The sequence below is a fragment of the Bacillus badius NBRC 15713 genome (genome assembly GCF_001591605.1).
Classification (GTDB): Bacteria; Bacillota; Bacilli; order Bacillales; family Domibacillaceae; genus Pseudobacillus; species Pseudobacillus badius.
Map to the genome: position 1 here is coordinate 61,456 of NZ_BCVF01000004.1, position 15,910 is coordinate 77,365.

Consider the following 15,910-nt stretch of genomic DNA (forward strand, 5'->3'; position numbering starts at 1 on the left):
TCACTGAAAAACAAATTATTCGCCTTTCGTTTCCCCTTCTCCAGCGGGAGAATGCCCTGAATGCCGAACGAGAATTACGTCTTCGCCAATTTTAACAATTTGTGACCAAGGAATAACAATTTCTTCTTCTTTTCCAAAGAGGCCAAAAATTTTTCCTGATGTGCTAATGACGATCGAGTCGATTGTTCCCGCTGTTAAATTCAAATGAATATCAGAAATATTCCCGAGCTTCTTGCCGTTGGCGACATTGACAATATCTTTTAACTGAAAATCAGATATTCTTCCCAAACACGTTGCCTCCTTTGATCCTTAGTTGCCGATATATTACTATATGCAAAAATAAAAAAATAAGACTCCTTGGACACCTGCCCGAAAGAGTCTTATTTTTTCATCTTTTTAATTAATGTTTTTATTCATTTGTTTAATAGCTGCCTTTTCCAGCCTGGAGACTTGTGCCTGGGAGATGCCGATTTCTTCAGCCACTTCCATTTGTGTTTTCCCTTGAAAAAAGCGTTTGCGAATGATCATTTTTTCGCGGTCGTTCAGCCTTTTCAGCCCTTCTTTTAAAGCAATTTCCTCAATCCATTGCGTATCTTTATGGCTGTCGTCGCTTAGCTGGTCCATAACAAAGATCGGATCGCCGCCATCATTATAAATCGGTTCAAATAAAGAAACTGGATCTTGAATCGCATCAAGGGCAAATACAATTTCTTCTTTTGGCACATCCAGTTCCCTGCTGATTTCTTCAGCCGTCGGTTCCTTCGATGTCTCAGCAATCAACCGCTCCCTCACCTGCAGCGCTTTATAAGCAATATCCCGCAGTGAACGGGATACGCGGATCGGGTTATTATCACGCAAATACCGACGAATCTCACCGATAATCATAGGCACAGCGTATGTAGAGAAACGGACATTATGACTTAAATCAAAGTTATCAATGGATTTCATCAGTCCAATACAACCGACTTGAAACAAGTCATCCACGTATTCACCGCGGTTGTTAAATCGTTGAATGACACTTAGCACAAGCCGCAAATTTCCATTCACAAGCTTTTCCCGTGCACTCAGCTCCCCTCCTTGAAGGCGGCGAAATAAATCACGCATCTCTTCATTTTTTAATACCGGGAGCTTCGAGGTATCTACACCGCATATTTCCACTTTATTACGTGCCATTATGAAAATCCCCTCCTCGCAGGAACTGCTGTACAACCAACAGTATCTCCCTGCAAAAAGAAAACTATGCATCAAAGAAAAACGGAAGGGACGGCTCTGCGCTATTAGTAAAATAGTCCCTATGAGAAAAATTCGTTTTTTTCCATTTTTTGGTAACAAGGACTATTTAACCAAATCTTCAAACGCACTTGAATGTGAGATAAACAGAAAAAATCCCGTGAATGGCCACAGCCCGATTCTGCCTGCAGCTGCCGAGGTGACAGACTGCAGGCAGAATCGGGCTTACTCGCCAGTCAAACCATTTTATTAAACTCTTTTTGCAGACGCTGGATGATTCTCTTTTCCAGCCTGGAAATGTAAGATTGTGAAATCCCCAATAAATCGGCCACGTCTTTTTGTGTTTTTTCCTCTTCTCCTTTCAATCCGAAACGAAGCTCCATGATTTGCTTTTCCCGGTCAGATAAATGCTCCATCGCCTTAAACAACAGACTTCGATCTACTCCCGCCTCAATGTCTCGTGTAATAATATCATCGTCTGTCCCGAGCACATCGGAAAGCAGCAGCTCATTTCCATCCCAGTCAACGTTTAAAGGCTCATCGAACGACACTTCAGAACGAATTTTGTTGTTGCGGCGCAAATACATTAAAATCTCATTTTCAATACACCTTGATGCATACGTAGCTAATTTAATTTTCTTTTCGGGATTAAATGTATTTACAGCTTTGATTAATCCAATCGTGCCAATGCTGATTAAATCCTCAATATTGATGCCTGTATTTTCAAACTTCCTGGCAATATAGACCACAAGACGCAAATTTCTTTCGATCAGCAGGGCTCTGGCTGCTTGATCGCCTTTTGGCAGCTTAATCAGCAATTTTTCTTCTTCATCTCTTGATAAAGGCGGAGGAAGCGCTTCGCTTCCGCCAATATAATAAATTTCATCCGTTTTCAGCTTTAATTTAATAAGCAGCTTGTACCAATAATAAGTGATTTTTAACCGTAAACTCCTCATAAAGCCTCCTCCTCGTTAATAAGAATAAATATCTCTGTTTACGAAACTTCTTCATATGATAAAGATAAGACCATTTTCGGGTGAAGGATGCATGAAAACTGACCATCGGATGATAAATTCATAGAAGTAAAGGCAACAAGCACTTTCGGAACAGCTACACTTTTCTTGTGGTTGCTAATCTTTACGTCGTCAGGCTTGAAAGCCGGCAACAGCTGGTGAGCCTTTCCTACAGACTTCGCAGGGATGAGCCTCATTTTGTTCAGCCATTCCTTTGGTAAATATTCATCTTGAAAAAGCAAAACTTCGGGCTGTTCTGCCGCTTTAATTACCTCTTCCGGAAGCTTTTCTTCCAAACCGGCAATGGAAACAAACATGACAGGCGCTTTCGATATAGGATCATGAAGTTGATTGCCTGTATCTACAAGACCCTTTAACAGAAACTCGACATTATTGATGACTACCTTCACATCAAGCAGCTGATCATGTTGAAGCTTGGCTGTCTCAAAGTCGCCTGCCCGGCTCCTGGCAAAGTAAAAAGCAACCGGCAAACCAAACATGACAAATATCCAGCTGACAGGATCGCCAAATCCCTTTAATCCGGCAAGAAACAGATTGGATTCTAGCTGCATGTCGAATTGGATAAAATAATGAGCACCAAGCAGCATGCCGCCGGTTAAGAATGTGGAGAAGTAAAAAGCCATTAAATTAACAAAAAAGTATTTCCAGCGCCGATAACCAAAAACAGCAAACACCATGGCTGCTGATAAAGCAATTTTTGCAAGCGGATGGCCTGCCGCTTCTGCAAAAGGAGTGACCATCATCAAAATGCTAGCAGATCCGATTCCTCCTCCTAAAAGAAGGCGGTGCCATTTGACCGGCCGTTTCAGAAAGATAGCTGTCATCCACAACAACAGGCTGTCTGCAAGCAGATTGAGCAGCCATAATGCGTCTAAGTATAAAACCACACGTATTTCTCCCTCCTTGTCAGCGTTATTTCATACAATTAAAACATTTGTTTAAAGTATATCGGGCAATGAAAAAGAAGTGTGTCACAATATAGAAAGGAAACTAAACAATTTTTAAAGGAAAATTCCGTTTTTTGTCATATTAGAGGGAAGAGGAAGAGGAGAAAAATTTGCAACAGCAGAACTGATGTTCTATAATGAAATAAAAGCTAAAGGCTGTCCACATGGAACAGCCTTTAGCTTTATCAGTTGATCTGCCTTTTATCGGCGTCTGTTTCTGTTTCTAAGGAAGGTTGGAATGTCAAGCGTATCCTCTGCAGGCTGAGATGGCTGTCTTGACGGCATTTCTTGTTGAGGAGCCTCTTCGTGTCTTACTTCACGCTTTGGCGGTGAAACCGGTGTTTGAGCCGGCTGTTGCTTCATTTGGTTGAAGCTAGGGCGCGACTGCTTCGGCTGCTGCAAGTCGGACTCTTTAAAGCCGGTTGCAATAACAGTTACTACGATTTCATCCTTTAAGTTTTCATTAATGACGGAACCAAAGATCATATTAACTTCCTGGTCTGAAGCAGAAGCAACAATATCAGCAGCTTCCTGTACTTCATAAAGGCTTAAGTTCGTTCCGCCTGTAATATTCATGATCACGCCTTGTGCTCCGTCGATCGACGTTTCAAGCAATGGACTGGAAATCGCCTTTTTCGCTGCTTCAGCGGCACGGTTTTCACCGGAAGCGATGCCAATTCCCATCAATGCTGATCCTTTATTAGACATGATTGTTTTTACGTCAGCAAAATCCAAGTTGATTAAGCCCGGAGTAGCGATAAGGTCTGAGATCCCTTGAACCCCTTGGCGAAGCACGTTATCCGCTTCACGGAATGCCTCAAGCATCGGCGTGCTTTTGTCAACGATCTCAAGCAGCCGGTCATTCGGGATAACGATCAGTGTATCCACCGCTGCTTTCATCGACTCGATGCCGCTGGCTGCCTGAGTAGCCCGTTTCCGTCCTTCAAATGTAAATGGGCGAGTAACCACTCCGACAGTTAAGGCTCCAAGGTCTTTCGAAATTTGCGCAATAACGGGAGCTGCACCAGTACCTGTTCCGCCCCCCATTCCAGCTGTAACAAATACCATATCTGCTCCGCGCAAAGCCTCTTCAATTTGCTCTTTGCTTTCTTCAGCGGCTTTCTTGCCTACTTCCGGATTCGCTCCTGCTCCGAGTCCGCGGGTAAGCTTCGAGCCAATTTGCATTTTCACTTCAGCTTTTGACAAGTTAAGTGCTTGGGCATCCGTATTTACGGCAATAAATTCAACCCCCTGCACCCCATGTTCAATCATGCGATTGACAGCATTGTTTCCGCCGCCGCCTACGCCAATAACTTTTATCGTCGCTAATGAATCTAAATTAGTATCAAACTCCAACATGACAAATCCTCCTAATTCGTCGTTATTTCTCTACGATGACTTATTCTTCGAAAAAGTATCCGAAAAACTTTTTGACTTTTGAAGTCAGCTTCTGCTCCGGCTGCTTTTCAGGCCTTGCTTTTTTAGGTGGCAAAGGCTCCTCATGCCGCGATTCAGGTACCGTCACCGGCTCTTGGACAGCACTTACTTTTCTGCCCTGTAATTTCGCGTTTTTATAAGCATATTTGATTAAACCGACTGCTGCTGTGTATTGAGGCTCCCTTACGCCAATGTAATCCGGGATAGCCACACGAACACGGTTTTGGAAAACATCCTGGGCTAAATCTAAAATACCAGGGATGGCAGATGTGCCGCCTGTTAAAACAAATCCCCCCGGTACATCATGAACTCCTTGATGCCTCAATTCATCAAGAATCATTTCAAATATTTCTTCCAATCTCGCTTCAATGATATCAGAAATTTCCAATTGGCTGAATTGCTGGTGCTGATCACTGCCAATAATCGGAACACTAAACACTTCTTCTTCAGAGGCCATGTCATAAAAAGCATGTCCGTGTCTCAGCTTAATTTGCTCTGCGTCTTCAGTCGTAGTCCGCAATCCAATAGATAGGTCTTTTGTAATGTGATCACCGCCAATCGGAAAGACGGCAGTAGCTCTTATGTTCCCTTGACTGAATGCCGCTACTGTAGTAGAGCCTCCTCCAATGTCAATAAGAACTGTTCCTAAATTTTGCTCATCCTTTGATAAAGCAATCTCCCCTGCTGCCAGCGGTTGAAAAACAATGTCCATGATTTCAAGACCGGCTCGCTCTACACAACGTAATGTATTATGTAAAAATGTTTTAGAGCCTGTAACGATAATACCTTCCATCTCCAAACGGACACCGATCATGCCGCGCGGATCTGTAATTTCGTCTAAGCCATCAACGATAAATTGCTTCGGAATCACGTTGATGATTTCCCGGTCAGGAGGAATAGACATTACCTGGGAAGCATCAATGACTCTGGCTACATCCACATCAGTAATTTCTCTATTTTCACTGGAAACTGCCACCACTCCGCTGCACGGCTGCAGCAGAGCATGATTGCCGGTGATGCCGACGACCACTTGTTTAATCTCTATGCCTACCATTCTTTCTGCTTGTTCGATTGCTTTCTTTATCGAATGAACGGTTTCATCAATGTCTACGACAGAACCTTTGCGAATCCCTTTCGATTTTACGTTGCCGACACCGATAATATTTAACGAATCATTTACCATCTCACCAATAATTACCTTTATAGCGGACGTACCGATGTCAAGACTTACTAACACTTCATTGCTGTTCATTCTGTGGCACCTCCCTTGGCTCTGAAAAACTCATTGTCCGAACAACAATTTCGTTCTTTTTGATCGAATTATTTATATAGTAGAAAACATTCGTCATTTTCAACATAATTCCCTTTTAAATTTTAATATTTTTTGTTATTTTACCTTTTTAATAGACGGCTTGCGAAAACAGAAAGGTGCAAGACGCGTAAAGTGCTAGAGAGAAGCTATCTACAAGTCTACACCAAGTTGTCACCCTAGAAAAGTCAATTTTACTGAAAGGAAGCTATTGTTTCGTTTCAAATTTAGGAAATTAAGTAAATTTTTTACTTACCATCAAATAACTGTATAGAAAATAATTACAGTATTTATGGTTGAGGAATCGGTTCATCAACCGGTTCCTTCTCTTTTCCCGAATTATAAGCTTTAAAATACGAGCCCACCTCTAAATCAATAACTCCTTTGACATTTGGATCCAGCTGGCTAATAATTGCCGGATAATAAACCATCTTTTCAGGAAACGTCTTCAATGTGGCTGAAACTTCAAATCCATCATTCATGAACAATTGAATATGGCGTGAATCTGTTTTTTTGGGCGCGTAATAAATTTCTGAAATAGAATTGACTATTTCACTTGGCAGCTGTTCCAGTGAGTCCATCAGCTGGTCCAGCTCAGCACCTGCTTTAAAGTTATAAAGAATGGGCAATTGTTCAGGTGTACTGCCCACTGCTTCTTTCAGTATCGTACCATTGTTTAACACTGGAAAAAGCTTTTTTCCCTTTGACAGGTAGGCCAATTTTTGCTGTTCTTTCACAGAAATTTTTACTCTGTTCGGAAAAGTGACGGATACGTCAGCCTGCTGAATCTTCGGATCGCGCTCAAGATTTTTTTCGGCTTGTCTTGCACCGGCTTTCCAGATGTTCTCCCCTTTTTCAATCCCGCTGTGAGCAATAATCTCAGCAGCCGGCGTCAGCTGGTTTCCTTTCACCTCAATAGAAGCTACTTTACTTAGCGGCGATTGGAAATAGCCAACAGCTAGTAGAATCAGGAAAAACAAGGAAATAATAAAAATGAGCCTCCGATTTGTTTTTCGCTTTCTCAACTTTTTGAGCTTCGGAATTCTCTCTTCAATAGAGATAATTTTTCCCTTCTCCATATCCTTTCCTCCAGGTTCACCGATCTGTCCAATTAAATAAATGGAAAAGCGGCTCAACATCTATGCCGCCTGTTCTATTACACCTATTGTAATGCAGAGAGAAAGAGGATAAAAGAAAAAACCACTCTTTTATTTACTTCCTGTTGTTTCTGCGTTCATTAATTGCTTGTCTGCCCTTATTTATCCGCTAATTCCAGCATGACAGAGAACAGCCGTTCCGATGCATCTTTAATGCCCAGATGTGCTGCTGCTTCCTTCATTCGGCGCCATTCGTTGTCGTTTAGCAGAACATCATCAAGGCTTTTCAGCAGCGATGCGGCGCTTAAGTCTTTTTCCGCCAGCATAATAGCAGCTCCATGATCCGTCAGCGACCGAGCATTTTTTTCCTGATGATTATTAGTTACATAAGGACTTGGTATGAGAATGCTAGGCACACCAAGAGCCGTTAACTCAGCTAAAGTTGTAGCACCGGCTCTTGAAACAACAAGGTCACACTCAACAAGAACATCAGGCATGTTGTGAATGAAAGGAACGACAGCCACATTCTCTGGCTTTCCCGCTGCCGCTGCTTCTTGCTGAACTTTTTCAAAATGAACATCGCCTGTTACATAAAGCACTTGATAAGGGCGATCGGCAAATTGAGAAAATGATTGCACCACTGCCTCATTAATTGGGCGCGCTCCCCTGCTTCCCCCAAAAATCAATACCGTTTTCTTGTTTTGGGATAAGCCGAAGCTTGTTAAAATATTGGACCGCTTGGCATTTACTACTTCTGACGCCCGCGGATTTCCTGTCAACACGACTTTATTCTCCGGAAAAAAGCTGCCGGCTTCTTCAAAGCAAATCGCTACTTTATCAACGTACTTGCTTAGAAATTTATTTGTTAAACCGGGCACGCTGTTTTGTTCATGAATAACAGTTGGAATGCCAAGCTTAGCAGCGGCATAAACAACCGGCCCGCATACATAACCGCCGGTGCCGATAACAGCATCCGGCTTAAATTTCTTTAACATTCTTTTACATTCTTTAACGCCTTTTAAAAAGCGCATGACCGTTTTCACATTTTCCATAGAAAGGCTGCGTTTAAAGCCCGTGATCTCAATAGCTTGAAATGGAATGTTTTCTCTTGTTACTAATTTAGATTCCAATCCCTTTTCAGTTCCTATATACAAAAAGGACGTTTCAGGATGCTTTTCTTTTATTGTTCTTATAAGAGCCAAGGCCGGATAAATATGACCGCCGGTTCCCCCTCCGCTAACGACTATTTTCATTTGTTTTTCACCTCAAATTAATCACTGCATATCTTCTTTAGTGTATGTATAGTTGGATCAAAAGGTTTGACTCCCTCTCTTAAAAGGGAGATAGGCCGCTGTTCCTTATCATACTATATCTACCCATTATATAAATATAACTTCGCTGATTTGAAAAGGAAACAAAAAAAATGTAGCAATTCTCATCTAATTGTTACATTCCTGACTTCAGCAACCGTCTTATTTTAGTTAGAGTCACCTAGTGCAATCTCATATTAAAGCAATAGATAGCGAGAATCAAATGATAGGGGAAAAAAGCGCACATTTTTTTTGCAGGAAGACGCGATTAGAACAGAGAGATCGACTCTTGCTGTCTCATGCAATAATCATGAATAAAAAAAAGAAACCTGATGATTCAGGTTTCTCTACTCCAAGTCACTCTCTTTCTTGGTGCGCTTTATCGTTTGGCATAGCGGCTAATGTTCAGCAAAATGCCAAATGCCGCGAGCATGAGGGTGAGGGAAGACCCTCCATAACTTAAAAAGGGAAGGGTAATCCCCGTTACAGGCATTAACCCTGTAACAACCCCGATATTAATGATCACTTGAATGGCCAGCATTGAAATAATTCCAGCCGCAAGGAAGCTGCCAAATAAATCAGGGGCATTGATAGCGACCCGAATGCCGCGCCAAAACAGCAAGGAGAAAAGCAAGAGAATAAATATTCCTCCGATAAAGCCCAGCTCCTCCGCTAAGATCGCAAAGATAAAATCAGTTTGCGGCTCCGGCAGATAGTAATACTTTTGCCGGCTTCCGCCAATTCCGAGACCGAACAAGCCGCCGGGTCCAATAGCATAAAGCGACTGGATGATTTGGAAGCCGCTCCCTAACGGATCTGACCAGGGATCAAGAAACGAAGTAATCCGTTTAATCCGGTAAGGCGCTGACATCACCAGTGCCGCAAAGCCAGCCATGCCTGCAACTCCCATAAGCACAAAATGAAAAATTCTGGCACCCGACAAAAAGATCATAACAAGAGAAGTGCCTATCATTACCGTGCCCGTTCCAAGATCTGGCTGCAGCATAATCAAACCAAAAGCAGTGAAGGCAAGTCCGAGCGCCGGCAATAGCCCTTTTTTAAAATAAATCATCTGCTTTTGATTTTCCGATAAATAGCCTGCCAAAAAAATAATGATAGCCAGCTTCATGAATTCCGATGGCTGAATCGAGAACGCCCCTGCTCCAATCCAGCTTTGTGAACCGTTTCTCACCATTCCGACGCCGGGAATTAAAACGAGAATCAGGAGAACAAAGCAAACAAGCAAAGCAGCTTTTGAAAACCGTCGCCATGTCCAATACTCCACATTCATAATCAGGATCATGGCAATGTAACCAACTATCGCAAATAACAGCTGTCTTTTCGCAAAGAAAAAAGCGTCATTAAATTTGTATTCAGCCCATATTTCACTGGCACTGTACACCATCGTAATCCCAATCATGAGCAGCGTGGAAATCAACATCAACAGAAAATAATCAGGAGCGAATTTCTTTACCGGCAATGGCATACACCTCTAATTCAAAGAATCCAGAGCGTGCCCCCGATCGATCGTTTCAAGAAGACAAGCTCTTTATTTCAATGTATGCACAGCTTCGATAAATATATCTCCGCGCTGTTCAAAAGTTTTATACTGATCCCAGCTTGCGCAAGCAGGCGATAACAAAATAACGTCTCCTTCTGCAGAAGCTTCATAAGCTGCCCGCACCGCCTCCTGCATGGTATCTGTCTTGACCACTTCTTGTACTCCGGCTTTTCCGGCTGTCTCAGCAAGCTTGTCAGCTGTTTCACCAAACACTACTGCTGCCTTAACATTCTTCATATAGGGAATTAAATCATCGAACCCATTGCCTCTGTCCAATCCGCCGGCCAAAAGAATAATCGGCTGATTAAAAGCGGATAATGCACTTTTCGTAGCCAGTGTATTAGTTGCTTTCGAGTCGTTGTAAAACCTTCTTCCCTTCCACTCGCGGACAAATTGCGTGCGGTGTTTCACTCCGGAAAAAGTCGCCAATACCGCTTGTATAGCTTCATTTGTCCGATTGGCCAATTTAGCTGCCGATACAGAAGCAAGGATATTCTCTAAATTATGAGCACCAGGGAGCGCTACTTCCGCAAGGGCCATTATTTTCTCGCCTCGGAAAGTAATGTATCCATCCTGTACACAAGCTCCCTCCTCCAGAACAGATTTCGTAGAAAAAGGGATGATTGTTGCTTTCGTTGTTTCAGCAAGCTTCATCAAATGAGGCTGATCTGCATTCACAATCAAAAAATCATTTTCTGTTTGGTTCTTCGTAATATTTAATTTGGCTTTGGCATACTCTTCTCTCGTTCCGTGATAGTCCAAATGAGCGTCGTACAGATTAGTAATAATCGCAATATGCGGCTGGAATTTGTTTATACCGAGCAGTTGAAACGAAGACAGCTCAATAACGACGTAATCTTCCGGCTGTGCGTTTTGCACTACTTCTGACGCTACCTGCCCGATATTTCCGGCAAGCACGGCATGCTTCTTGTCTGCCTTAAACATTTCATGAATCAATGTGGTAGTCGTTGTCTTTCCATTCGTACCGGTAATCCCAATAAACGGCGCCTCTGAAATTAAGTATGCGAGCTCAATTTCAGTCAGCACAGGAATGCCTTTCGCCGCCGCTCCGGCAACGAGCGGGTTATGATAAGGGATTCCGGGATTTTTAACGATCACTTCAAATCCTTCATCAAGCAATTCAATGGGATGGCTCCCGCAAATCACTTTAATTCCCTGCTCCAGCAAGTGCTGGGCTTCAGGATTTTCATTTAAAGGCTTCCGGTCATTAACCGTAACGAAAGCCCCTAATTTATGCAAGAGCAGCGCTGCGCTGACACCGCTTTTGGCCAGCCCTAGCACAAGAACTTTTTTATGCTGAAAATCTGTTATTGTTTTCACTTAAATCCACGCTCCGATATAAATTCCGATCATCGCACAAAGCACGCCGACCGTCCAAAATGTCACTACTACCCGCCACTCTGACCATCCGCCCAGCTCAAAATGATGATGAAGCGGACTCATGCGGAACACACGTTTACCTGTTGTTTTAAAAGAAATGACCTGAATGATCACCGAGAGCGTTTCAGCAACGAAAACAGCGCCAATGACCAGCAGCAGAAATTCAAATTTAGTTAAGATAGAAATAGCGGCGATGGCTCCTCCAAGAGCAAGTGATCCCGTATCTCCCATAAATACTTTTGCCGGATTGGCGTTAAACACTAGAAAACCAAGTACAGCACCCACTACAGCAAAAGAGAAAATCGCTGTTTCATCCAGTCCTTGGTTCCAGGCGAGGACCGCAAACGCGCCAAAAGCGATAGCTGATGTACCTGACACAAGTCCATCCAGCCCGTCTGTTAAATTTACTGCATTTGAAAAACCGACAAGCCAAAAAAGAACGAATGCGGCATATAAAATGCCTATATCAAATGATAGATCGGTTAACGGGATCGTTAATTCAGTAGATAAGTTGTTTTTTGCATAAATAATATAAAATAGAACGGAAATAACAATTTGGCCAGCAAGCTTTTGCTTTGATGTTAGCCCCAGGTTCCGCTTCATCACCACTTTAATAAAGTCATCAAGAAAACCGAGCAAACCGAAGCCAACCGTCACAAGCAACAATAGCAGCGTCTCGGTTCCAATGTCTGCATAAATTTGGGTCATAAACAACGTGGTAATAATAATAGCCAGCAGGAAGACGATGCCGCCCATCGTTGGTGTACCCGATTTTTTCTGGTGTGATTCCGGTCCTTCCTCACGTATGCTCTGGCCAAATTTCAATCTCCGCAAAAAAGGAATGAACATTGGCGCAATCATTACAGTAATGAAAAAAGCCATAAACATCGTTAAAAATACATCTCTTTCCAGCATATTAATTCGCCTCTTTCTTCCGGCTGCTGAGCGCCGCTTTGGCAACTTCCCGGTCATCAAAATCGAGAATCTTATCGCCGATAATCTGATAGGTTTCATGCCCTTTTCCAGCTATGATCACCGCATCTCCAACCTTCGCCTCCCGGATCGCATGAAAAATGGCCTCTTTCCGGTCTAGGATAACTTTATAGCTTTTTCCGGCTACTCCAGCTTCCATATCGCGCAAGATTGCCGCCGGGTCCTCACTTCGCGGATTATCTGATGTAAAGACCGGGTTGGTGGCATACTCACACGCGGCTTGAGCCATTAGCGGACGTTTGGTCCGGTCCCGGTCGCCTCCGCAGCCGACAAGTGCAAATACACGACCTGAAGTTAACGGCTGCACAGTTTTCAGCACATTAACGAGACTGTCAGGTGTATGGGCATAGTCGACGATCACAGTGATGCCCTGATCGTTTGTGACAAGCTCAAAGCGGCCCGCCACCCCATCAATCCGTTCAAGCGCCCGAATCGCTGTATCCACATCTACTCCAGCTGCCCCGGCAGCTGTCAAAGCAGCCAGCACATTGTACACATTAAATTTTCCGGCAAGCTTGGTTTTAACCTTTCTTTCACCCTCTGGATACGTGAGCAAAAAGGTGGTTCCCTCGGATGTTAGCTGCACATTTGTCGCCCGAAACATCGCTTCTTTATCAATTCCATAAGTCACAATATGGGCAGCTGTCTCTTTTTTGTAAAAGTCAGATGCTTCTTCATCTGCGTTCAGCACAGCAAACTTGGGTCTGTCGGTTGAATACGTATTGCCTAACTGGGCAAACAGCAGCCCTTTTGCGCGCCGGTACTCCTCCATTGTATGATGATAGTCCAGGTGATCTTGCGTCAGATTGGTAAAAACGGCAACGTCATAGTCACATCCCCATACTCTGCCCTCAACTAATGCATGGGAGGAAACCTCCATAACAGCAGCTGTAACACCTTCGTCTCTCATTTTCTTAAATGTTTTTTGCAATGTGAGGCTTTCAGGAGTGGTATTTTTAGTATGGAGCACCTCTTCCCCAATTTTCATATACATTGTCCCGATCAGACCGGTTTTTTCGCCTGCTTCTTTATAAATCTCGGCTAAAAGGTGGCTCGTCGTCGTCTTTCCATTTGTGCCGGTAATGCCGACAAGCTGCATCCCCGCAGTCGGTGATCCATAATAAACATCAGCGAGGACAGCCATGGCTCTTTTCGTATCGGCAACAGTAATCACAGGTGCTCCTTCCACCTCGACAGGCTGCTCTGTCAGTACAGCTCTAGCCCCCCTGTTCACTGCTTCCTGCGCTACCGTATGTCCATCAAATGTATATCCTTTAATGCAAATAAATAAAGACCCTTCCTGCACTTGGCGATGGTCGTTCTCTACAGATAAAATTTCCGGATTTGATGCGTTGGATAATTTATAAAAAGGCAGCGACTTTAATAAGTCTGATAGATTCACTTTTTTCAATCCTTTCCGTACAGCTTCTGGTATGTATTGTTATTTAAGCAAAGACATTTACTATTTTAACTAAAAAAAGAGAAGGATGCGACTTCTTTTCAGAAAAAATCACAACGACCATGTTACCACAAATTCTGTTTTTTGCATGATTTTTTAGTCATGATTTTATATTTCCTGTTAAATAAACGAAAGACCCGCCGATAAAAGCGGCGGGAAAAAATATTTTTTCTTCTGCAACCTTCTGCCGAAGGCTTAATGCATAAATAACCTGATCGTCGATCCAGCTTCCACCTTCGAGCCTGGCTCCGGTGATTGCTGAACTACTTTCCGGCCGCTTCCCTCCACCTCCAGCTTAAAGTTATAAAGCTGCTGGGAAAGGTCTTTTTTATCCATGCCTTTAAAATTAGGAACAGCTATAATTTGCGGGTCCGTCCATTGTGTTTCCTTTTCGATTTGTTTCTTGCGCGGAGACACATTGAGTACCTGAAGGCTATCCTCCATAATCTTTCCAACGATTGGAGCAGCGACTGTTCCGCCAAATTGAATGGTCCCCTTTGGGTTGTCAATGGCTGTGTAAACAACGATTTGCGGCTGATCAGCCGGTGCAACGCCGATAAACGAAACAATATGATTATTTTCAAGATATCGTCCGTTTTTCGCTTTTTGGGCTGTTCCGGTTTTTCCCCCTACACGATAGCCTTCCACAAACGCATTCCGGCCGGTTCCTTTGGCCACGACACTTTCAAGGGCAAAGCGGATTTTTCTTGAGGTTTCTGCTGAAATTACGCGCCGCTTGGCAACGGGCGCCTTTTTCTTCACTACTTCCCCTGTCGCCGAATTAACGAGCTCTTTCGCTACGTACGGCTGATACAGAATCCCGCCGTTAACAGCGGCTGAAACAGCGGTGACTTGCTGGATCGGTGTGACAGCTACGCCTTGTCCGAAAGCGGTAGTCGCCTGCTCCACCGGACCGACTTTATCCATATTGAACAGGATTCCCTTGCCTTCTCCCTGTAAATCGATTCCTGTTTTCTGGCCAAAGCCGAAGTTGCGGACATATTGAAATAGCTTCTCTTTGCCTAGACGGTCGCCCAATTCTACAAATCCCGGGTTGCAGGAATTTTCAACGACTTCCAAGAAAGACTGGTGCCCATGACCTCCTCTTTTCCAGCAGCGAAGCCTGGCCCCTCCCACTTCTACTGAGCCGGGATCATGGAAGTGATCTTTATATAAATCGACTTTCTTTTCTTCAAGAGCGGCGGCCAGCGTAATAATCTTGAATGTAGAGCCTGGTTCATACGTGCTCCAAATCGGTAAATTACGGTTATAAATTTCCGGGGAAACTTTTTGGAATTTCTCAGGATTGAAGGAAGGACGGCTGGCCATTGCCAATATCTCACCATTATTTGGATTCATTGCGATAGCAATCGCTCCGTCCGGCTCATATTTTGCCTCCGCAATATCAAGCTCCCGTTCCACAATTGTCTGGATGTTTGAGTCAATTGTTAATTTCAAATCTAACCCATCCACGGGAGCGGCATAGCCGTCAGGCATTTGCGGCATCCGCTTGCCTTTTGCGTCCGAGAAAAAACGCATTGAGCCTTTTTGCCCGCTCAACTCCTTATCATAATAAGCCTCAAGACCCATAAGCCCCTGATTATCAATTCCGGCAAAGCCGAGAACGTGAGCCAGACTTTTCCCAAATGGATAATGCCTTTTTGAATCTTCGGCGATATAAATGCCCTTGATTCCCAACCGGCGCACTTCTTCGGCCTTTTCAAACGAAATCTTTCTGCCCTCAGGATGAATTCTCTCAATAGAGGACTTTTTGGTTAAATGAAGGTAAGCTTTCTTCTCCTCAATATTTAAGACGGATGCCAGCTTTTTAGCTGCTTCCTCCGGGTTTTCTACTTGGCGCGGAACTACGTAAACAGTCGGTGCGCTTTTATTTTCTGCGAGAGCGGTTCCGTTCCGATCGATGATCTTTCCTCTTTCCGGCTCAAACGGAATATTTCGGCTCCATAAATCCTGGGCCTTGTCCGTTAAATCGTCTCCTAAAGCAAATTGTACATAACCAAGCCTCAGCCCGATAATCGCAAATATCGTTATGCCCGCAAGCAAGGCAAACACAAGCCGTTTTCTAATTGTCACAGCTGAAACCCTCTTCAAGCATGTCCCCTCCCCTCACT

General features: G+C 43.7%; 13 protein-coding genes. All 13 read right to left on the reverse strand.

All coding sequences use genetic code 11. The features are described from left to right. Positions 1-15: 15 nt before the first annotated feature. Entirely contained in the window at positions 16-288 is a 273-nt protein-coding gene (locus BBA02S_RS03250) for a YlmC/YmxH family sporulation protein (protein ID WP_041099839.1), read from the reverse strand. Between the two features lie 108 nt (positions 289-396). Beyond that, the gene (gene sigG / locus BBA02S_RS03255; RefSeq protein ID WP_041099837.1) at positions 397-1,173 is read right to left on the reverse strand and encodes an RNA polymerase sporulation sigma factor SigG; all 777 of its coding nucleotides are present in this window, start codon (positions 1,171-1,173) and stop codon (positions 397-399) included. Positions 1,174-1,466: 293 nt separating this feature from the next. Next, positions 1,467-2,186 carry an RNA polymerase sporulation sigma factor SigE gene (gene sigE / locus BBA02S_RS03260; protein WP_041099835.1) on the reverse strand — a complete coding sequence of 240 codons (720 nt, stop codon included), beginning with the start codon at positions 2,184-2,186 and terminating at the stop codon, positions 1,467-1,469. 38 nt (positions 2,187-2,224) lie between these two features. Further along, on the reverse strand, positions 2,225-3,151 hold the full coding sequence (spoIIGA, locus tag BBA02S_RS03265) for a sigma-E processing peptidase SpoIIGA (protein ID WP_041099833.1): 927 nt from the start codon (positions 3,149-3,151) through the stop codon (positions 2,225-2,227). Between the two features lie 261 nt (positions 3,152-3,412). Next, on the reverse strand, positions 3,413-4,570 hold the full coding sequence (gene ftsZ / locus BBA02S_RS03270; RefSeq protein ID WP_041099831.1) for a cell division protein FtsZ: 1,158 nt from the start codon (positions 4,568-4,570) through the stop codon (positions 3,413-3,415). A gap of 40 nt (positions 4,571-4,610) precedes the next feature. Continuing rightward, entirely contained in the window at positions 4,611-5,900 is a 1,290-nt protein-coding gene (gene ftsA, locus BBA02S_RS03275; RefSeq protein ID WP_041099829.1) for a cell division protein FtsA, read from the reverse strand. A 347-nt stretch (positions 5,901-6,247) separates the two neighbouring features. Continuing rightward, complete coding sequence (locus BBA02S_RS03280; RefSeq protein WP_231557132.1) at positions 6,248-7,096, reverse strand: cell division protein FtsQ/DivIB; 849 nt, start codon at positions 7,094-7,096, stop codon at positions 6,248-6,250. Positions 7,097-7,212: 116 nt separating this feature from the next. Next, positions 7,213-8,307, reverse strand: coding sequence for an undecaprenyldiphospho-muramoylpentapeptide beta-N-acetylglucosaminyltransferase (gene murG / locus BBA02S_RS03285; protein WP_041099827.1), 1,095 nt, complete (start codon positions 8,305-8,307; stop codon positions 7,213-7,215). Positions 8,308-8,743: 436 nt separating this feature from the next. Continuing rightward, positions 8,744-9,844, reverse strand: a complete 1,101-nt coding sequence (spoVE, locus tag BBA02S_RS03290) for a stage V sporulation protein E (protein WP_041099825.1) — start codon at positions 9,842-9,844, stop codon at positions 8,744-8,746. A gap of 69 nt (positions 9,845-9,913) precedes the next feature. Beyond that, a complete protein-coding gene (gene murD, locus BBA02S_RS03295; RefSeq protein ID WP_041113090.1) occupies positions 9,914-11,266 on the reverse strand; it encodes a UDP-N-acetylmuramoyl-L-alanine--D-glutamate ligase in 1,353 nt (450 codons plus the stop codon). Further along, a complete protein-coding gene (mraY, locus tag BBA02S_RS03300) occupies positions 11,267-12,241 on the reverse strand; it encodes a phospho-N-acetylmuramoyl-pentapeptide-transferase (RefSeq protein ID WP_041099821.1) in 975 nt (324 codons plus the stop codon). It lies immediately after the preceding gene. Between the two features lies 1 nt (position 12,242). Then, positions 12,243-13,721: a UDP-N-acetylmuramoyl-L-alanyl-D-glutamate--2,6-diaminopimelate ligase gene (locus BBA02S_RS03305; protein ID WP_052477223.1), complete on the reverse strand. Its 1,479-nt coding sequence runs from the start codon at positions 13,719-13,721 to the stop codon at positions 12,243-12,245. 252 nt (positions 13,722-13,973) lie between these two features. Continuing rightward, a complete protein-coding gene (locus BBA02S_RS03310) occupies positions 13,974-15,890 on the reverse strand; it encodes a stage V sporulation protein D (RefSeq protein ID WP_041113089.1) in 1,917 nt (638 codons plus the stop codon). Positions 15,891-15,910 lie beyond the last annotated feature (20 nt).

Coding starts and splice junctions, on each gene's coding strand:
- ftsA (WP_041099829.1), bottom strand. CDS start 5,900: ATGAACAGCAATGAAGTGTTAGTAAGTCTTGACATCGGTACGTCCGCT.
- mraY (WP_041099821.1), bottom strand. CDS start 12,241: ATGCTGGAAAGAGATGTATTTTTAACGATGTTTATGGCTTTTTTCATT.
- sigG (WP_041099837.1), bottom strand. CDS start 1,173: ATGGCACGTAATAAAGTGGAAATATGCGGTGTAGATACCTCGAAGCTC.
- ftsZ (WP_041099831.1), bottom strand. CDS start 4,570: ATGTTGGAGTTTGATACTAATTTAGATTCATTAGCGACGATAAAAGTT.
- BBA02S_RS03280 (WP_231557132.1), bottom strand. CDS start 7,096: ATGTTGAGCCGCTTTTCCATTTATTTAATTGGACAGATCGGTGAACCT.
- sigE (WP_041099835.1), bottom strand. CDS start 2,186: ATGAGGAGTTTACGGTTAAAAATCACTTATTATTGGTACAAGCTGCTT.
- murG (WP_041099827.1), bottom strand. CDS start 8,307: ATGAAAATAGTCGTTAGCGGAGGGGGAACCGGCGGTCATATTTATCCG.